17 protein-coding genes are annotated in these 20,271 nt (G+C 42.6%); 1 reads left to right on the top strand and 16 read right to left on the bottom strand.

Annotated features, from left to right (window positions below; translation table 11 throughout):
* Positions 1–32 precede the first annotated feature (32 nt).
* The 15 genes from F4V44_RS01120 to F4V44_RS01050 all read right to left on the bottom strand — a co-directional run bounded on the left by F4V44_RS01120 (position 33) and on the right by F4V44_RS01050 (position 18,318).
* The gene (locus F4V44_RS01120) at positions 33–866 is read right to left on the bottom strand and encodes a fumarylacetoacetate hydrolase family protein (RefSeq protein WP_150438139.1); all 834 of its coding nucleotides are present in this window, start codon (positions 864–866) and stop codon (positions 33–35) included.
* Positions 867–900: 34 nt separating this feature from the next.
* On the bottom strand, positions 901–2,367 hold the full coding sequence (locus tag F4V44_RS01115; protein ID WP_150438138.1) for an MmgE/PrpD family protein: 1,467 nt from the start codon (positions 2,365–2,367) through the stop codon (positions 901–903).
* On the bottom strand, positions 2,333–3,139 hold the full coding sequence (locus F4V44_RS01110) for an enoyl-CoA hydratase/isomerase family protein (protein ID WP_223881745.1): 807 nt from the start codon (positions 3,137–3,139) through the stop codon (positions 2,333–2,335). Before F4V44_RS01110 ends, F4V44_RS01115 begins: the two co-directional genes overlap by 35 nt.
* A 29-nt stretch (positions 3,140–3,168) precedes the next feature.
* Positions 3,169–4,329, bottom strand: coding sequence for an acyl-CoA dehydrogenase family protein (locus F4V44_RS01105; protein WP_150438137.1), 1,161 nt, complete (start codon positions 4,327–4,329; stop codon positions 3,169–3,171).
* Positions 4,330–4,370: 41 nt separating this feature from the next.
* Complete coding sequence (locus F4V44_RS01100) at positions 4,371–5,339, bottom strand: hydroxymethylglutaryl-CoA lyase (RefSeq protein ID WP_150438136.1); 969 nt, start codon at positions 5,337–5,339, stop codon at positions 4,371–4,373.
* Between the two features lie 10 nt (positions 5,340–5,349).
* Positions 5,350–6,543: a CaiB/BaiF CoA transferase family protein gene (locus F4V44_RS01095; RefSeq protein WP_150438135.1), complete on the bottom strand. Its 1,194-nt coding sequence runs from the start codon at positions 6,541–6,543 to the stop codon at positions 5,350–5,352.
* Positions 6,544–6,567: 24 nt separating this feature from the next.
* Positions 6,568–7,539, bottom strand: coding sequence for an electron transfer flavoprotein subunit alpha/FixB family protein (locus tag F4V44_RS01090; protein ID WP_150438134.1), 972 nt, complete (start codon positions 7,537–7,539; stop codon positions 6,568–6,570).
* Positions 7,540–7,578: 39 nt separating this feature from the next.
* Positions 7,579–8,346, bottom strand: coding sequence for an electron transfer flavoprotein subunit beta/FixA family protein (locus tag F4V44_RS01085; RefSeq protein WP_150438133.1), 768 nt, complete (start codon positions 8,344–8,346; stop codon positions 7,579–7,581).
* A 167-nt stretch (positions 8,347–8,513) separates the two neighbouring features.
* Positions 8,514–9,695, bottom strand: coding sequence for an MFS transporter (locus tag F4V44_RS01080; protein WP_150438132.1), 1,182 nt, complete (start codon positions 9,693–9,695; stop codon positions 8,514–8,516).
* A gap of 94 nt (positions 9,696–9,789) precedes the next feature.
* Positions 9,790–11,229: an aldehyde dehydrogenase family protein gene (locus F4V44_RS01075; protein ID WP_150438131.1), complete on the bottom strand. Its 1,440-nt coding sequence runs from the start codon at positions 11,227–11,229 to the stop codon at positions 9,790–9,792.
* 44 nt (positions 11,230–11,273) lie between these two features.
* Positions 11,274–12,779 carry a tripartite tricarboxylate transporter permease gene (locus F4V44_RS01070; protein ID WP_150438130.1) on the bottom strand — a complete coding sequence of 502 codons (1,506 nt, stop codon included), beginning with the start codon at positions 12,777–12,779 and terminating at the stop codon, positions 11,274–11,276.
* Positions 12,780–12,791: 12 nt separating this feature from the next.
* Positions 12,792–13,244: a tripartite tricarboxylate transporter TctB family protein gene (locus tag F4V44_RS01065; protein ID WP_150438129.1), complete on the bottom strand. Its 453-nt coding sequence runs from the start codon at positions 13,242–13,244 to the stop codon at positions 12,792–12,794.
* A 92-nt stretch (positions 13,245–13,336) separates the two neighbouring features.
* Positions 13,337–14,347 (bottom strand): tripartite tricarboxylate transporter substrate binding protein, encoded by a 1,011-nt coding sequence (locus F4V44_RS01060; RefSeq protein ID WP_150438128.1) that lies wholly within the window; start codon positions 14,345–14,347, stop codon positions 13,337–13,339.
* 104 nt (positions 14,348–14,451) lie between these two features.
* Complete coding sequence (locus F4V44_RS01055; RefSeq protein WP_191090509.1) at positions 14,452–16,218, bottom strand: thiamine pyrophosphate-requiring protein; 1,767 nt, start codon at positions 16,216–16,218, stop codon at positions 14,452–14,454.
* Positions 16,219–16,242: 24 nt separating this feature from the next.
* Positions 16,243–18,318 (bottom strand): (Fe-S)-binding protein, encoded by a 2,076-nt coding sequence (locus F4V44_RS01050; RefSeq protein WP_150438127.1) that lies wholly within the window; start codon positions 18,316–18,318, stop codon positions 16,243–16,245.
* A gap of 277 nt (positions 18,319–18,595) precedes the next feature.
* Between F4V44_RS01050 and F4V44_RS01045 the strand changes: the two genes are divergently transcribed.
* Positions 18,596–19,474 (top strand): LysR family transcriptional regulator, encoded by an 879-nt coding sequence (locus F4V44_RS01045; protein ID WP_150438126.1) that lies wholly within the window; start codon positions 18,596–18,598, stop codon positions 19,472–19,474.
* 138 nt (positions 19,475–19,612) lie between these two features.
* Here F4V44_RS01045 and F4V44_RS01040 read toward each other — a convergent pair whose 3' ends face one another.
* Positions 19,613–20,116, bottom strand: a complete 504-nt coding sequence (locus F4V44_RS01040; RefSeq protein WP_223881743.1) for a response regulator transcription factor — start codon at positions 20,114–20,116, stop codon at positions 19,613–19,615.
* Between the last annotated feature and the right edge of the window lie 155 nt (positions 20,117–20,271).

Below are 20,271 nucleotides of genomic sequence, written 5' to 3'. Positions count from 1 at the left end.
TTCTCCTAGCTGTCGGTATACAAATAAAATGGTCAAATGCCCGGCTTATAGTCAACCTGTACGGAAAACTCACCGATTCTTTCAATATGAATGCGTACGGTATCACCCTTTGTAATTGGAGCTACTCCTTCAGGTGTTCCAGTCGTAATAATATCTCCTGGAAGCAGCGTCATGACACTAGAAGCCGCCTCAAAGAATTTATAGCAATCGTAAATGAGGTCACTCGTGTTGGCCGATTGTCTAATTTCATCATTAACCCACAGATTCATTTGCAGTTGATTCGGGTTCTCCACTTCGTCTCCTGTCACAATCCATGGACCGATTGGAGTAAAGGTATCGAAGGATTTGCGCCATGGTCGATCTTCCTTACCGCGGACCGTAATGTCCATTAAGGCAAGATATCCGAAGATGTACTCAGACGCATCCTCTGCCTTAACATCCTTTGCTTCCTTACCAACTACAAAAGCAATTTCCGCTTCATGATCCACTCTTCGGTCTCTGAACGGCAGCAGTACCGTTTGATCAGGTCCAATAATTGAAGAAGGCGATTTGAGGAAAAACCCTAGACCGTCCACCGTTAAAGCGGTGTTCATCTCTTGTTTATGCAGAATATAATTAATAGGAGCTGCTACAATTTTACTCGGATTTGGAACAGGAGCACGAAGCGCAACGTCCGATACAGGATATACAGGGCAAGAGCTTAAACCTGCTTCAATCTTTGGTCTTAAAGTTTCGAATTCTCCCATCAGCTTGACCAGGGAAGCTTGTGGTTCCTCATTATTCCAAGCTGTTAATTCAGTAATATCGATCACATTGCTGCCATCGACAACACCAACGCGATTTTCGTTGAACAATGCAATTTTCATTATGATACTCCTCCCGCTTGATTCCCTTATGGAATCAAATCATCTGTTTTGGTTTATAATCATTCAATTGTTTGTGTATCTCGTTAATCCAATCACTAAAGCATGTGTATGTATCGATTTTCAAACCTTGATCATACAGATCATGTGCGATTGACTCTATGCTGCCATGTTCATGTGAGGACTGGCTATAATGACTCAAGCAGCTAATCCACTTCTCACGGTGCTCTGCTTCACTCAATGGTTTTTCTTTGGAGCCTGGTGCGTGTTGAACCGATTTTTCATACACTTGCCCATTCTTTGTTTTTATTTTAATTTCTACCGCTAACCTTCGATTAAGTCGCTTGTCTTCCTCCGATTCCTGCAATTCCAACACAAGAACCGACGGAAGCAGCTTCTGAATGTCTACACGCAGCACTTGATTATCCTCAAAGCTGCTCAGTCTCACATGTCCATCGGCTATAGCAGCCAGTACGGTATATTCAGCACTGAACTTTCCTTGTAATCCTGTTACTGGCCGAGAATGAACTAAAGGCAAGAGACTTCTTGGCTGCGCTTGCAGCACAATTTCATCTATATCCTCTAAGCTCAAGCGTTGCTCCTCTTTAAGCTCCAGTGCTCCTTGGATAAAGCGGTGTGTACCAAAGCAGCAAGGGAACTTTTTGACAGATAATCCTTCTAGCATATCGTAGGGCTCTCCGAAAGTGATGGAATCCATCGCTTTTTGCAGCTCCTCTTCATCAGCCCCGCCGCTAAATGCCATGAAAAAGCCGCGTTTTCCGAAAATATCCTTATTTCCTGTAAAGCCCTGTTCAGCTAAGATGGCTGCCTGAATGCCGTGTGCTGCCGCCATTCCAACATGTAGTGACTTGGTCATAGAGCCGAAATTCTTCTGCAGCCCCCCGGTCATCGATGCAGCAATGGCAATAGCGTGAGAACATTGTTCATCATTAAGATGAAGCAGATAGGAAGAGGCCGCCACCGCTCCGATTGTTCCCAATGTATCAGTGGCATGCCAGCCGAGATTATAATGGCGAATCCCCATTACCTGCCCAATCCGGACCATGACCTCTGTGCCAATGCTATAGGCTGTAATGACTTCCTTACCAGAGCTTTTCAGCTTTTCAGCAAGAGGTGTTATCGCAGACAGAATTGGAGCGCTTGGATGGATGACGACACCCACCGAGGCATCGTCATAATCCAACACATGGGAGGCTGTTCCATTAATAATGGCTGCTTTGTCATAATCTACCTTCACTAGATCCCCCCAAAGAGAAGAAACACCCTCCTGCCCGCTATCCTGCGAGACATATACCTTTTTAGCCTTTTCTACGGCAGTTTCATTCCACCCGGCTAATGCCACCCCAACTGTATCAATCATAGCCTGCTTGGCTAATTCCACCATTTCCTCTGGAAGCTGTTCATAAGTTGTTTCCGTAATAAAGGCAGTAAGCTTTGTCATTAAATCCTTATTGATTTTTCCATCTTGGTTTACGCTTTTCATTAAAAGCTGCCACTCCCTCTAACCGGTCTTTTGATGTTACCAACTGGTTGTATGCCGCAATATCTAGAGCGTAGGCAGTTTGATAATCTGTATCAGATCCTTTGTTAATTGAGACCTTTGCCGCTCTAACTGCCATTGGGGCGGTTTCCGCTATTTTTTCTGCTAATTCCAATGCCGTTTCCAGCGCTTTACCCTTGGAAACAACTCGGTTGACCATGCCCCATTCGTATGCTAATGCCGCATCAATTTTGCGACCTGTATAGATAAGCTCCTTAGCTCGTCGTACGCCAATTGCTCTCGCTAGATTTTGCAGGCCTCCGCCACCAGGCAGAATCCCTCTTAATGCTTCTGACAAACCGAAAACAGCTGTTTCCGAAGCAATGATAAAATCAGTTGACAGTGCCAATTCACAGCCGCCAGCAAGGGCATAGCCTTCCACAGCAGCGATAACAGGTACTGGAAAATCCCGTGTTAACAGAACTAAGTCCTCAATGACATGATGCTGTCGTTTCCACGTGCCGTCGCTCATTCCGTTGCGTTCCTTTAAATCGCCCCCGGTACTGAACGCTCTATCCCCTGCACCGGTGATAACAACGCATCTTAAATCTTCGTTGTAAGCCTCTTCGCGGAAAAGCCTTAACCTTTCCTCAAGCATTTGAGTATTCATCGCATTCATTACTTCAGGTCGATTGAGCGTAACAACCAGAATTTCATTGTTTTCTCCTTTATATTCAACCTTTAACATTTCGTAGGATTCTTTCACTATACTCACAAAAATCGCCCTCCTTTCTCGAATCTCTCTTAATATGATCTTGGCATTTTCAATACGTGCTGACCTACATGGCTTAAGATTAGATTCGAAGAGATTGGAGCAATCTTCATCATTCTTGCTTGCATCCACTTACGGTTGATGTGGTACTCATTTGCTGCAGCATAGCCGCCGTGCGTTTGCATACACGCTTCAGCCGCATGATAAGCAGCCTCAGAGCATAGGTATTTCGCCATATTTGCTTCAGCACCAGCCTGCAGTTTGTTATCGAATTTAGTTGCTGCTTTATACATCAACGCCTCCGCGGCTTGAAGCTCCATATAAGCTTGCGCAATCGGGAACTGGATACCTTGGTTTTGACCGATTGGACGGTTAAATACAACGCGCTCGTTTGCATACTTCACTGCCTGATCAATAAACCACTTACCATTACCAAGCGCAGAACCGGATACAAGAATTCTTTCTGCAACCATTCCGTCCATCACGCAGTAAAGTCCTCTTCCTTCTTCACCAATCAAGCATTCCTCAGGTACTTCAAGGTCATTGAAGAACAACTGATTCGTGTCTCCGCCAAGCATAGTCGAGATTTTCGTTGATTCAATACCGTTTCCAACTTCACGAGTATCAATCAAGAATAAGCTGATACCATGTGTTCTTTTTTCTACTTTGTCAAGCGGTGTTGTACGAGCAAGAAGCAGCATCAAATCCGTATTATTGAAACGGGAGATAAAGATTTTTTGGCCGTTAATAATGTAGCGGTCTCCCTTTTTCTCAGCGAATGTTTTAATTTTCGTTGTGTCCGTACCAGCGTCAGGCTCTGTAACTGCAAACGTTTGCAATCTTAAGGAACCATCCGCAATTTGCGGTAAATATTTGCGCTTTTGTTCTTCACTTCCGTGTCTTAGAAGAGCACCCATTGTATACATTTGGGCATGAACCTGGTTAGAGTTTCCACCGGAACGGTTGACTTCTTCTAAAATAATAGCTCCTTCTGTAAAACCTAACCCTGAACCGCCGTACTCTTCCGGAATTAGTGCACCTAACCAGCCTGCGTCACTCATAGCTTTAACAAATTCTGTCGGATAGGTATGTTCCTCATGGGATTGTCTCCAATAATCTAAATCAAAGCGGGAGCAAACCTCTCTCACTCCTGCGCGAATATCATTTTGTAAGTCAGAAAATTCGAAATCCATCTTTCATTCCTCCATGTTAGTCAATTTATTTTTCTATTAATTTATGATCCTTGTACCTGCATCCACGATTGTGGTCTGATTCCGGGAAGAACCCCGCCCTTTGATAGATGCCCTGGGAGCTCTCGCCCTACAATCCTTTCAGCCATCTTGGAGCATTCAACTAATGCCTCCAGGTTTAGTCCTGTATCAATACCCATTTCCTCGCATAGAAATGCGACATCCTCTGTAGAAATGTTTCCCGGCGCCCCTTTTACTGCAGCAAATGGACATCCTCCAAGTCCTGCAGCCGCCGTATCGAATTCCCATAGACCTTCCTGAAGTGCTGCGTAAACGTTTGCAAGGCCAAGTCCGCGTGTATCATGCAAATGCAAATGGATATTAAGCTCCGGCCATTTATCCTGAATAGCACGAACGGTTCGTTTAATCTGTTCCGGGTTAGCCCAGCCCATTGTATCGGCTAGCTTGACCTTTTGTATTTTTTCTCCATAGCTTTCTGCTAAGGAAATAACCTTGCTCATGATATCGAGCAAATGATCTAAGTAAATGTAGCCTTCAAAGTTACAGCCAAAGGAGGCCATGAATCCCATCTGTTTCACTCGAATACCTGCTCCCTTGTAGGCCTCAATCCATTCTGGCAGTGTTTCGAGCATTTCACTCGTCGATTTATTCATATTCCGCTTTGAAAAGGCATTACTTGCAGATAGGACAAGACTTCCATCCAATGTCACGTTGTTCGTTAGCGCTCGCTCAAGCCCTTTCAAATTCAGATATGCTGCCCGATAAGCCACACCTGGCACTCTATCAATCTTTGCTAATACCATTTCAGCATCTGCCATCTGCGGTACCCATTTCGGACTGACAAAGGATGTAACCTCAATATTTTTGAGTCCAGTTTGGCTCAGTGAATTAATAAAGCTGATTTTATCCTCTGTTGCAATCTTGCTTGTCTCCGATTGAAAGCCTTCCCTTGGTCCTACCTCATACAATTCAACGTGTTGGGGTAAATTCATGGTCTGCCTCCTAACCAATAATGCTCTTGCTCTTGAGCTGCTCCAAAACTTCTTTTGAGTAATTTAAAGAGCTAAGAATTTCATCCGTATGCTCCCCTAATAGCGGTGGCAGTGATTGAAGGTTGCCTCGTTCTTCATTGATTCGGAATGGAAGATCTACCATTCGGAAATCAGAAACCCGAAAATCTTCAACAGGTTTAATCAGAGAAAGCGCATTGATTTGTTCATCACGGAGTACGCGATCCAATGTATTAATTGGAGAGCTTGGTACATTGTATTCCGCCATTAAGCTGACAAGTTCATCCACCTCATAGCCTAAGGTGCGTTCTTCTATAATTCTGTGAAGCTCTTTACGATTTTGAACCCTTGTTGAATTGGTTTCAAATCGAGGATCCTCTACTAGCTCAGGCATTTGAAGCGCTGCACATAAATTCTTAAACAATCGATTGTTACCCGCTGCAATGATCGCCCATTGGTCACCTTTTGTTTTAAAAGCCTCATATGGTGCCGTTGTCGCCATTCCAGTTCCCATCTTCTTAGGAAGATTTCCGGATGCCATGTACGTAGAAAGCTGTAATGTTACCCATGCTACTCCTGTTTCTAATAAACTGTTTGCTACTTTGCAGCCTTTACCAGTTTGGTTGCGTTGGTGAAGGGCACTTAGTATACCAATCAAATTCCACATACCTGTTGCCATATCTACAATCGATACACCAACACGAGCTGGGTCATCCCCTTCATTTCCTGTCAAACTCATAATGCCGCTGTACGCTTGTATAAGCGGGTCATAGCCTGGCTTGTTTTTCATTTTTCCTTTATCACCGAACGCACTAATTGCTGCGTAGATTAAAGAAGGATTGATTTCAGATAATGTTTCATAACCGAGTCCGCGAGATTCTTCACTTCCTGGCTTCAAGCTATGGATAAAGATGTCTGCCTTTTCGACTAATTCATGTACAATTTTCTGTCCGTCTGGATGATTAAGATCAACGCAAAGGCTTTTCTTATTGCGATTTAACGCCAGGAAAGTGGAAGATTCCCCTCCCCATAACGGCGGATGCCAGTGCCTCGTATCATCTCCATGTCCTGGACGTTCAATCTTGATAACTGTTGCTCCTAAATCACCTAACATTTGTGAACAAAACGGGCCTGCCACGTTTTGCGTAATATCTACGACTGTAAGACCCGAAAGAATATTAGCCATGTTGTTTTCCCCTCTCTCTTTTGCTTATACTGGAACTTTCTTGAACTCTTCGGTCAACATTGGAACTACTTCAAATAGGTCTCCGACAATTCCGTAATCAGCCACTTTGAAAATCGGTGCTTCCGGATCCTTATTAATTGCTACGATAATTTTGGAATTTGACATTCCAGCTAAATGTTGAACTGCACCGGATATGCCGCATGCAATATATAAATCAGGTGTTACTACTTTTCCAGTTTGACCAACCTGCATCGAATAGTCACAATAGCCTGCATCACAAGCCGCGCGGGATGCACCAACTGCCGCTCCCAGTGCATCTGCTAATTCTTTAATCGGATTGAAGCCTTCCGCACTTTTCACTCCGCGGCCGCCTGAAACAATAATTTTAGCTTCTGTTAAATCAATGGTGCCTGCTGTCTTTCTTACGACATCTTTAATGACTGTGCGGATATCCTTAATGGTCGCTTTATATTCAATCGTGTCCGCTGTACGCCCCGCATCCGGTTCGCCTTTGGCAATATTATTCGAACGAATCGTTGCAAAAATGATTCCGTCCGTAACTCTTTTCTTTTGGAACGCTTTCCCTGCGTAAATCGGACGAACAAAGACTACTTCATCACCATTCACTTCAATAGCCGTGCAGTCAGATACTAATCCAAGTCCGAGGCGGGCAGCTACTCTTGGTGCCAAGTCACGGCCCAAAGCTGTATGTCCAAGCAGTATGGCATCCGGGTTTACGATTTGAAAGACCTCTGTAAACGCTTGCGAGAATGCATCTGTCGAATAAGCATTCAATTCCTCATTGGTAATCAAGTAGACTTGATCTGCACCGTATTGTGCCAGCTGATTCGCATCTACATTGTCCCCTTGGCCAAATAATACCGCCGTCACTTTCCCGCCGGCTGCTATTTCCTTGGCAGCGGCAAGTGCTTCAAATGATACATTTCTCAAACTGCCATTTCGTTTTTCTGCTACAACTAACACATTTTTACTCATTGGTGCCTTTCCCCCTTAAAGATTATTATTCAGATATGATTACACGACTTTTGCTTCAAAGCGAAGCGCTTCTATAAGTTCAGAGACCTGTTCAGGCAATTCTCCTTGAAGGATTTTCCCGGCCGTTTTTTGCTGCGGTAAATATTGCTCCAGTACTTCTGTCTTCGAAAGAATCTCCTCAATATTTAGATCTAAGTCATCGGCGGTAAGCCGTTCGATTGGTTTTTTCTTTGCCTTCATAATTCCTGGCAGTGAAGGATAACGCGGTTCATTTAATCCCTGTTGTGCAGTAACTAATACAGGCATGCTCACTTCAATGATTTCGATATCGCCTTCCACGTCTTTCTCCACTTTTACAAGGCTGCCGTCCACTTCCATATTTGTAATAGTAGAGATATGCGCAATTCCTAGCTCTTCGGCTAAGCGTGGTCCAACCTGTGCAGCTCCATCATCAACCGCCATATATCCTCCTAATATCAAATCATAGGTATCTCTTTTTGCAACAGTCGCTAATACTTTAGAAATCATATATTCATCACCGAAAACAGATTCATCATCCACGATGATTGCTTTATCAGCTCCCATCGCCAAAGCTGTACGCAATGCAGCCTCAGCACGTGAAGGGCCAATCGTCACAACCGTTACTTCTCCACCATGTTTTTCCTTAATCGCCACGGCCTCTTCGACAGCATATTCATCATAAGGATTAATGACGTATTTGACTCCGTCTTCGCTTACTTTTCCATTGGAGAGTACAATTTTCTCTTCTGTGTCAAATGTTTGCTTAAGCAGCACCAAAATTTTCATGTGAACCTCCTGAAAGTAAAATTATCATTTTTATTTCGAAATATATTTTCGAATAATCTGTATATTTAAAATTTAACATAGGAATACATATATTACTAATATCTATAAAATAGACTTCCTATATGATTTAAATATGGTTTTTAGGAAGTTCCTTCAATGTTAAAAAACTATAAATGCTGTCTCTGATTCTTAGGCTTATCAACATGCACAGGCAATGGACGTGTTATATACCCAAAGGCTGTAAGAACAAGCCCGCTGCCCCAAAAAATAGCAGAAACGCCAAGCAAACCGCCTAGTCCGCCAAAGATGACCGGAATAGCAAATTGGGAGACGCGATTAATCATCATCTGAACACCTAGTACTTCTCCATGACGTTCGGGTAAGGTTCCTTCTAGTAGAGCAGCAGTGCTAAGCGGCTGTGCAAGACCTAAACCAGCTCCTAAAATACCAACCAACACAAAAAGCATGACAATCCAAGGGGAAAAAGGAGTGACAAGATAAACGATACTAGTAACGAAAAGAGACCATGTAAGAATTCTCATGCGGCCAAAAGAGCGAACGAGAGACGTTTGGGTAAATCGAATAACAAGCATGGCCAGACCGTTGAATGAGAGGAGAACCCCTGTCATTGTAGGACTGATGCCCATATTGCCAGCAAGTAAAGGAAAGTAGACGCTAAACAGCTCTCGGTAGGAAAAAATCAATCCGCCAATAAGAATTGCATTCCTTATGTCACGGTTTTGCATAAGAGTCCAAATCGATTCTCTTCCCTGCAAATTTGCTTGCTGACTCTCAACTGTTTTTTTCCTGTTCTCTTTTTCTAAATTCCTCATACCTATCTCGCTGCTCAAAGCGATGGCAATGAGCAACATATTAAAAAAGATACAAATATGGTACCCGTAGTAGTCATACAGAAAGGAACTCACAATGGGGCCAATCATTGCACCAACTGAGCCAAACAGACTGTAGTTGGCCACCGCCCGATCGATGTCGCCTCCTAAGCTGCCAACTCTCTTCTGCAGAGCGAGCATCAAGCAGGTAGAAGCAATACCGACCATAGCTAGCTGGATTAAAAAGATGAAAAAGGATGGAAACATGACACTTAACAACAAGGAAATCAAATACATGATATTCGCGATGACAACAATGGGACGTGTTCCTATATAATCAACCCATTTGCCAATATATAAGGCCAAAAAGGCTGGAAATATTGCAGAACTTGCAATAATCATACTAATTTCTTGGGGGGAAAGCCCTAAGGAATAGGCGTATAAAGAAACAACAGGTTTGATCCCCGTAATCGTAGTGATAAGGATCGTATTCATTAGGATAATAATGTAATAATTCAATAGATTCACCGCCAAGATATAAATACAAAGCTAAAAGAATAGTAAATAAAAAAGGACTCCCCAAATCTGGAGAGCTTTTTTAAACTAGAAACCATTATTTTCCCTTATGGAAATTAGTCCCATGATATTCAATAAATTCATCAAAAACCTCAATAGACTTTTCTCTTCCGATTCCACTTTGTTTAATCCCGCCAAACGGAATGTATTTTGAACCTAAAGGTGTTTGTCCATGACCATTAATGAAGGTCATACCTGCTTCTATTTGGTTCGCAACACCCAATGCACGATCAAAATCCGATGACCATACGGAAGAACCCAAACCAAATTCTGAATTGTTGGCCATATCAATAACCTCTTCTTCCGTATGATATGGAATCAGCGGGAGCACTGGACCAAATTGTTCGCACGTAACAATCTCGGCATTAGGATCGACATCCCGCACGATAACTGGCTGCAGATAGTAGCCATTATCCCAATTTTCAGGTTCCAGCACCTTTCCTAACTTGACTAAATTGGCCCCGCTTTGTTCAAGTCTCTCAATTAGTTCACTTATCCTTTGATATTGAAGTTGGTTGTTAATTGGCCCCATCGTAGCTTCTTCGTTCAATTGATGCCCAATTTTATAGGAGTCCGCCAACTTGCAAGCCCTTTCATAGAACTCATCATACATAGCATAAGGGATGTAAACACGCTTAATCGCAAAGCAGAATTGACCTGTTCTTCGAAATGCTCCTTCTACAACTTTTGGAACAACTTCATTTAAATCTGCGTCATCTAGTACAATGGCCGGATCGTTACCCCCTAATTCAAAGTGAACCCCTTTAAGTGTTTCAGCAGCCGATTTCATAATCGCTACGGCAGTGCCCCCGCCGCCAGTAAAGGAAATTTTACGTACGAGTGGATGGGAGGTTAAAGCACTACCTACATCACCGCCGCCAAGAACCACATTAATCACACCTGGAGGGAAAAGTCCTGCCATCGTTTTTAGTAAAGTAACTACGCCCATGGAAGCAGTTGGCGATGGCTTTACAACAATGGTATTGCCCGCAAGAAGAATCGGCGTTATTTTTTGTAAGGTCAGAATAATAGGGGCATTCCAAGGAACAATACAAGCAATCACACCCATCGGCCTCTTCACAACGCTCACCCAACCGCTTTCATCCTCTACAATCTTTTGTTGAAAGGCAGAAGGAGCCAACTCTATCATATTTCTCATATCCATCAAGCCCAACTTGACTTCATCAACGGTTCTGCTAAGCAGGATGCCGTTTTCTTTAGCCGTCACACTAGCTATAGATAATGCATTTTTCTCTATTTCTTCAGCAGATTTTAATAGAATTGAAATTCTTTCTTCAAGTGAATTTTGACGCCAGGACTGAAAGGCCCGATGTGCAGCCTGCACTGCTCGATCAATATGACTTGCATCCCCATTGGCAATATAGCCTACTGCTTCGTTTAATTTGCCTGGGTCCCTCACTTCCGTATAGTGCTCTGTTGTCACATCCTCATTATTTATAAACAAGTTCACCTTCATATGCACTCACCTCTTATGTCCATTTCATTCATTTGCTCCTATTATTACATTTCAACATCGTCTGCTAGATTTCCACGCTTATTTTTCACTCCACTAAAGATGCTAAGAGCAAAAATAATGAAAGCAATACTCATGATAACGGCTGAAATTGGCTCTGTGAAAAAGATCAGAAAACCTTCCGTTGAGATTGATAAAGATTGCAGCATTGAAGTCTCTAATTGTGATCCCAATATGAAAGTTACAATCATCGCGGACATCGGGATATCCAATTTTTTGAGAATATAACCAATAACCCCGAAAATTAGCATTAGCCCAACATCCCAAAGGCTGCCATTCAGACTGTAGGTTCCAACCAAAATGACCATTAGGATAATCGGAAACAATAATTTATATGGTATTAACGCGATTTTTGCCCACATACCAACTAAAGGCATGTTCATAATTAGCAATAAAACGTTTCCAATAAACATACTAGCAATCAGACCCCATACAAAGTCCGGATTTTTCGTAAACAAGGCTGGCCCTGGCGTTAATCCGTGCATAATGAATGCTCCTAAAATAACCGCCATGGTCGGTGAACTTGGAAGACCTAAGGAAAATAGAGGAATTAAGGCTGCACCGCTGTGAGCGTTATTCGCCGTTTCAGGTCCTGCTACCCCCTCAATCGCTCCTTTTCCAAAGCGAGATGGATCCTTTGCAACCTTTTTTTCTAAAATGTAAGAAAAAGTTGACGCGATAATGGAGTTTGCACCTGGAATAACGCCTAGAAGCATTCCAATACCTGTTCCCCTTCCGACAGATTTAAGGGTTGGTCCCCATTCTTCCCGCCTAGGAAGAAGACCTTTAACCTTTTCTGGTTTTTTAACTTTGGTTGGGTTTTCCGCATTCAGCAAAATCTCTGAAATTCCAAATAGACCCATGGCCATGACCGCAAAATCAATTCCATCCATCAGCTCAATGGAGCCAAATGTGAAACGGAATTCTCCAGTGACCATGTCTTGTCCTACCATGGCCAGCAATAAACCTAAAACGGCAGCAATTAATCCCCTGACCAAAGATTTTCCCATCAATGCCACAATCATCAGCATGCCAAGCAGCATAATCGCAAAGAACTCTGGGGGACCAAAATTCAAAGCAAATTTAGACAAAGCAGGACCTACAAATGTGAGTGCCGTTACAGCAACAACCCCACCGATAAACGAACCAATGGCAGATACCCCAAGGGCCGCTCCCGCACGCCCCTTCTTCGTCATCTCGTACCCATCAATACATGTAATAACCGATGCCGCCTCACCTGGCACGTTCACTAATACAGAAGTAATCGTTCCTCCATACATCGATCCATAAAAGATCCCGGAAAGCATGATAATAGCAGAGACTGGTTCCATCCCGAAAGTAATGGGAATTAGTAAAGCAGTTCCAGACACCGGACCAAGACCAGGGAGTACGCCAATGAACATCCCAAGCATTACACCAATAAGGCAGTAGAGAAGATTCGACCAACTCAGGGCCGTTTCAAATCCCTGCATAAGCAATAACAATGAATCCATTTAACTGTCCTCCTAAAATAGAATCCCACCTAATGGTAAGTACACCTTTAACACCGAATTAAACATCCAGTAAATGAATCCTGTTATTCCGGCCGACATTAATAAGGTAGTGTACCATCTATACTCTTTGTAGAACAAAATAGCCAAAAAGATAAACCCTGCAAGTAGGAATCCGAATAAAGTAAAGAGAATGACGAAAAGGACCAAACTAATGATGATAAACAAAATATGTTTTAGAGACTGTCCAGTTGGCCACGATTCACTGCTTGTATTTTTCCCTTTCACACTTTCATAGATATACCAAATGGAGAGGGCCATCAGGATACCGCTCAACCAAGTAGGAAAGAAGCCCGGCCCAGGTCCAAGAGCACCAGAATAGCTATAACTTAATGACAGTACAAACGCGAAAAGAGCTAGAAGGAAAATGACTGCCCCAGCCCAAATTCCTGACCTGTATTTACTCATGATAAAAATTCATCCCCTTCCACAGACAAAACGAAAATGGCGGGTATTCAGGAGTCAACCTGAATACCCAACTCTGTTTCAATAACGTGATTTTATTTGATTAAGCCAAGTTCTTTTAACATTTTTCCAAATCTCACATTCTCTTCATTAACCTCTTTTTGAACAATCTCAGGACCACCATAGTTTGTCTGTAGAGAAACTTTCTCGAACTCTGCTAACACTTCAGGGTCTTCCATTGTTTTCTTAAGTGCTTCTTCTAGCATCGTAACGGTTTCTTGTGGTACACCCTTCGGTGCGAAAAGCGAGGTATTACTATCAATCGCAACATCGAAGCCTTTATCTTTCAACAAAGGAATATCTGGGAAATAAGGAACAGGTACACTTGCGACATTAAATAATCCGCGGAGCTCTCCAGATTCAATTAGAGACTTGGCATCGCTCGGCTGTACCATAGCCCCCTGAACATGCCCGCCTAAAACTGCTGTGATTGCTGGAGGTGTGCCTTCAAATGATACTGCCTTTGCTTCAAAGCCTGCCTGCTTTTCCAATTCTGCAACCGGTATATGAGCTCCTGATCCAAGTCCTCCAGCTACTCCATATGAAAATTTACCAGGATTTTTCTTCACATAATCAAGCCATTCTTCAAACGTTTCCCAAGGAGCATCTGCTTTCACAATCATGATTTGCTGATTGCCGAATACTTTTGCAATCGGTTGAAAACTTTCATGTGTATACTTTACGTTTCCATACAGCGGCTGCATGGAAATAGCACGGTGTGTAGACATTGCAAGGGTGTATCCATCAGGCTTGGAGTTAAACAAATCCGTGATCGCAATCGAGCCGCTGCCACCTGGTTTATTTACAATCACCAGTTGTGCACCTGGCAAATATTTAGGAAGGTATTTTTCTATGATTCTGGCACCAATGTCTGTAGAGCCACCAGCAGCAAACGGTACGAGCACTTCAATTGGCCTTGTTGGATAATCAATTTTGGACTGTTTCTCATCATTAGCCGCCTTCGATTCTGTTGGTTGTGACGAATTAGAACAACCTGCCAGTACAATAAGTAAAACTGACAAAAAGAGCATAACGAATTTTTTCATTTTCCAAATTTCCCCCTAAGTATTAAATTCATAGTTTTTACAATAAACACAGGTTAAACATTCATCACCTCCCAATAAAATCAAAACTCTCAGAAATACTTAGCTTAATAATCTTTCTGATTCGAAATTTTAGCCAAACGGACATCCACCACAGCAGATTTTCCGTTTTTCACTTCATTCATAGCCTCCTGTAATACTTCAGGTAATTCCCTTGGATCTGTCACCATCCTAGCGTATGCCCCACCTGCCGCTTCAGCAATTTTTGCTAAATCAGCAGATTGATCAAAATTCACCCAATAACTGTCCGTTTGCTTCGCTATGCCATCCGGATATCGCTTTAATAGATTCAGCTTTGTTGCATTCCAGCCTTCATTGTTGTAAATGACGGTTAAGAATGGAGCTTGATATCTGCGCGACATCCAGTGAACGGAGGATGGAACACTGAACAAGTATGAACCATCACCAGTTAAGGTTACGACCGTTTTCGTTGGATCTGCGAGTTTCATTCCAATCGCTGCACCGCCATTCCATCCCAAGGACGTACCACCGCTTGTAAACATGGTTCCTTCTTTGGAGCGCGGTAAATGTTTAGCTACCGTCATGGTATTTGTAATTGTTTCATCTAATATGACAGTGTCCTCGTCCACCACATTTCTCAAACAGGCCGTTAGCCATTCCGGCGTAATTATGTTTCCTTCCACCTGTTCTTTCTGCTTCCAAGCTTCACGCTGCTCATCATGTTGCTTTGCTAAACGTAGATAACGTTCTTGTACCCGCGCTTCATTAATATTACTCTGGGCTAGGGCGTCAGTTAATTGAACTAAAGAGGCATAAGCATCCGCACGATAATTCTTCGCCGCAGGAATATGCCACAATGGGATTTCTTCCTTGATTGGGTCTAAATCAATGTAGTAGACTTTGCATTCATCCTTAGGCTGAACCTGTGTCGAAACCCAAGGGACATCTGTATCAATAGCGATAATGACATCTGCTTCCGGAATAAATGGATTCGGATCGTACCCTAGATGCAGCGGGTGGTCTCTCGGAAAATTCACATAAGTAGGAATCTGCTCCACCACAGGTATCGATAATATTTCGCAAAATTCAATCAACTTAGCAATTGCTTCCGTCCTTCTGCCTAGGTAAGAAGTAATTAACAAGGGATTTTTGGCTTCTAGTAAGGCACTTACCATTTCGTCAATCCCCCATTTAGTTAAGGCTGCCTGTTCGATTGGCGCCCATTCCCCCCATGAATCCAACCGTTTTTCCACATTTTCCTCTAGCACTTCCCTCGCTCCCGTTAAATAAACCGGTCCAGCTGGATCGCTTTGGGCCATCTGCATCGCCCGATAAATGAGCTGTTTCACGTTCTTGCCCGTTCTGATATCTGCCTCCCATTTAACATAGGACCTAACGATACCACGCTGATCGTATACATTTTGCATGTAATTCACATAAGAATTGCGGCTTCCAGGCAGCTCCCCATCCATGGTGAACGGTGTTTCTCCAGCGAAAATGAATACCGGAACACGTGCCCGGAATGCATTATGAATAGCCCCTCCCAAGTTTTGCGTCCCCACATCCGTATGGATAATCACGCCTTGTGCCTGACCGGACAGCATTGCATATCCTTGCGCTGCGGATAAAGCGACACTCTCATGCGGACAAATGATGGCCTTAGGAAGTTCCTTCCCTTCCGCTTTGGCCTTCGCCATGGCCTCAATCATCGAAGGGTGATCACTTCCTAGATTGCAAAACAGATAGGAAATACCGACTTCTTGCAGCGCTTCCATCAATGCGTCTGACGCCGTGTAGCTATCTAACAAAGCTTCTGTCGCCGTATACCTGTCTAACTTTTGTACATCGTTCATGAACTTAACCCCTTTGTTATTTTTTTAAAATTCCACCGACTTTTCAATGATTTCCGCAATATCCAGCGTCTGCACCTGTTCCTCCACTTCCTTAGCCTTTGTACCGTCGGAAAGCATGGTTAAACAATAAGGACAGTTACTGCCAATGAGCGTCGGATTCACTTGAAGCGCCATTTCTGTGCGAGCTATATTCACCCGAGTCCCTTCGCGTTCTTCCATCCACATTCTTCCTCCGCCGGCACCACAGCAGAGCGCATTTTCCCGGTTTCGTTCCATCTCAAGCAGATCAATTCCAGGGATTGCACGCAGGATGTCCCTTGGCGAACCATAAATATCGTTGTAGCGCCCAATATAACAAGAATCATGATAAACGACTTTCTCTTCCACTTTCTTAGTTGGCTTGAGCTTGCCTTCCTTCAGTAAATCAGCAAGCAGTTGAGTATGGTGGACAACTTCCGCTTCCAGACCAAATTCCGGATACTCATTTTTGAAGGTGTTAAAGGCATGAGGATCGGTCGTCACAATTTTGCGCACACCGTATGTTTGGAACGTCTCAATGTTTTGAGTGCATAATTCTTGGAATAAGTACTCGTTCCCCAACCTGCGCGCTGTGTCCCCTGAGTTCTTCTCTTCATTGCCGAGAATCGCAAATTTTACTCCTGCCTTATGCATTAAACGGGCAAAGGACCTTGCAATCCTCTGGCTGCGCATGTCGTACGAGCCCATCGAACCAACCCAGAATAAAACATCAAATTCAGGGTTTTCATCAACGGTTTTGATGATGTCCTCCATGCCTTCCCGCCATTTGATGCGTTCATTGCGGTTTGTGCCCCAAGGATTCCCTTGTCTTTCAATATTATGGAAATAACGTGAAGCTTCAGCTGGCATCTCCCCTTGAGTCATAACCAAAAATCGACGCATATCGACAATTTTATCCACATGTTCGTTCATCACCGGACATTGATCTTCACAATTGCGGCATGTCGTACAGGCCCACAATTCATCTTCCGTGATGACATCTCCAATTAGATTTGGCATTTCTATAGCAGCCGCTACTTCGGAATTTGCACCCACTCCCCCTTGCAGTGCTAATTGATTAGCTCTCGCATCCTTAAAAGCAAAGACAGGCATCCATGGTGTACGTGATGTAATGGAAGCTCCCTTATCCGTCAGATGGTTTCGCATTTTCAAAATGAGTTCCATTGGAGAAAGACTCTTTCCTGTACCTGAAGCTGGACACATATTTGTACATCGTCCGCATTCTGCACAGGCATAAAGGTCAATGAGCTGTTGCTGAGTAAAATTCTCGATTGCTCCAACGCCAAATTCCTCTGCCTCTTCATCCTCAAAATCAATTTTTCTCAATCTTCCAACAGGTCCAACTTTCTTGAAAAACAAGTTAAACAACGCGAATAGCTCATGCGCTTGCTTCGACTGAGGGACAAACACCATAAATGACAACACGGTCAGAAGGTGTACCCACCAAAATACGAAGAACAACACCGTTCCTGCGGTCGTACCAACACTTGAGAACACTGCCGCAATTACTCCAGAGAATGGAGCATAGACGAAATCAGGTTCATGGCCCAGCATCACGGTTTCAAACCCCAGCGTAAGCAGGATAGACAAGGTTAGTGTGGTAAGTGCAATGTAGACCACAGCAGCTTTAATATCCCTTCTTAATTGCAAGCGCTTTAATTTCTCACCATAACGGCGGTAAAGAGCATACAATATACCGCACAGCATGAGGAAGGTTGTCCACTCCTGCATTAGACTGAAATATTTGTGCAGGGCACCTAAAGGAAATTCGTATCCTATGATGAAGCCCTTAATAATGATTTCGATCAGTCCTATTTGAATGATGAAAAAACCATAGAACAAGATAAAATGCATCAGGCCGCTTTTTTTGTCTTTAAACAATTTCCTTTGTCCAAACCCATTGACTAACACGCTATTCAGTCGTTCTTTGAGATTCAATTCAAATTCGGGTTTCTTGCCGAGCTTTACAAACAAATATCGACTATATACGATTTGAAAAAATAAATACAACGCATATCCTGTCACAGCTAAAACCGCTGCCAAATTCAAATATATTAGCACCGATTCACTCCCTTTCCTTGTTTATTTATATCTGAAGCATCCACCAATCATTTGTTTTACACGTCGAATGGAATGGACTCTGTTTCCTTAACTCTTCATTCTTGCATTTGAAACCATGCGCACGGTCTCTTGCTAGATGATCACTAGCAACTGTTGTTTCAAATTCCTATTATTCTGAATATTATTTATTTAAATAGTAGCATCTGGTATACTAATACTTCAAATATCTATTTAATAGATTTGCGATATGAAAAAAATATGGATAGGTGATTAGCAGATGGATATACGTCAATTACGTTACTTTGTGACCGTATCAGACGAAGGTCAAATTACACGAGCTGCCAAAAAGTTGAATATGGCTCAGCCGCCCTTAAGCCAACAGTTAAAGCTAATTGAGGATGAACTAGGGACCCCTTTGTTTATCCGCAACAGCAGAAGCGTCGAACTAACGGAGGCTGGAATGCTTCTCTACGAACGCGCAGTTAGTATCCTAACTCAAATCGATGACACTGTAATGGAAGTGAAAGAAACGGGAGATGGCTTGCGGGGACAGCTTTCAATTGGTACTGCAAGGTCATGCGGCGTGGCCTATTTGCCGGAAAGAATTCAAGCGTTCCACAATCAATATCCACTCGTTACATTTCGCATAGAGGATGGCCATCCCCATGAGGTGGTTAAGTTTTTAGAGGATAGATTAGTAGAGTTAGCTGTCGTTCGCTTCGTTTCAGACCTGCATCTAAGTTATGAATCAAAAACTTTACACATAGAGCCTTATGTATTGTTCATTCCAAGTAAATGGGAGTGGAATGCATCTAGAACAACTATCCATATGAAGGATCTCGAAGACATTCCGCTTGTCATGTTCGTACGAGAAAACAGGCATGGAAAATATACCGCCTTCCAAGATGCCTGTGTAAAACTAGGAGTCAAACCGAACATCATTTGCGAATCTCATGATGCTGCCATGATCTTTTCCTTTGTCGCAACCGGGATGGGAGCAGCTGTTATGCCAAAATCAACATTTGCCGTTCACCCGTCAGACGATATTAAAACTGTCGAAATAGAGGATTGTCCTCTTCGTAATAAAACTTCTCTTATCTGGGATAAAAATCGTCCCCTATCAAAAGGTGCCCAGCGGTTTATTGAAATGTTTTGATTGGACTATTTATCAGAATAGGCCCAAATGATATAAAAAGGCATACCTTTCCGGTCGCCTTTTTATCATTTGGGCCTACAGTTAGTTGTAATCAAAAAAAACTCCATTTTTAGAAAGTTCCAAACAACGTTCCTGCTATCAATCCATGTCATATTTTATTCTATATATTTTCGCCATCGCTTGAATACGATTAGATACATTTAATTTTCTAAAGATATTTGTCACATGATTTTTTACAGTATGAGGACTGATTTTCAAATGATCTGCTACTTCTGCATTGTTCAATCCTTCTAGTATTAGGAAAAGTACATCTTTTTCTCTATGTGTTAAATCCAATGTAACGATGACTTCCTTCAAATCAGAAATCTTCTCTATGTCAGCTTGATCGATTTCCACTTTTTGTTTGTTTAATTGTCTTAACGAATTTATTTTTTCATGTTTACCATTTTGAATATAGCATTTTAAACTTAAAAGCCTAATAAATACATTTATCAATTGATTCAAGTCATTATAGATTAACTCGGATTGAATACATGTTGTCATCATTCCATATGTAGAATTTCCCCATTTAACGGGAAAATGAACCATGCTATGATGACTTTCTTCCGCATCAGTTTGAAAAATTCCCTTACTTATTTTCACACAAAAACATTATTTAGATATAATAACCAATTCCTGTTTTTTATAGACTTAGACTAGGAATCTAATCCTATTGATTTTCTTTGGAACATATATTTTTATCCATAAGTATCATTTCCTAGTGTAAGAATGACTGTTGAAGGTTGTTTACGGAGAAT

The sequence above is a fragment of the Niallia endozanthoxylica genome (assembly GCF_008710145.1).
Lineage (GTDB): Bacteria > Bacillota > Bacilli > Bacillales > Cytobacillaceae > Bacillus_BD > Bacillus_BD endozanthoxylica.
Note: the sequence above shows the minus strand (reverse complement) of the source record. Positions and strands in the feature narration are given on the sequence as shown.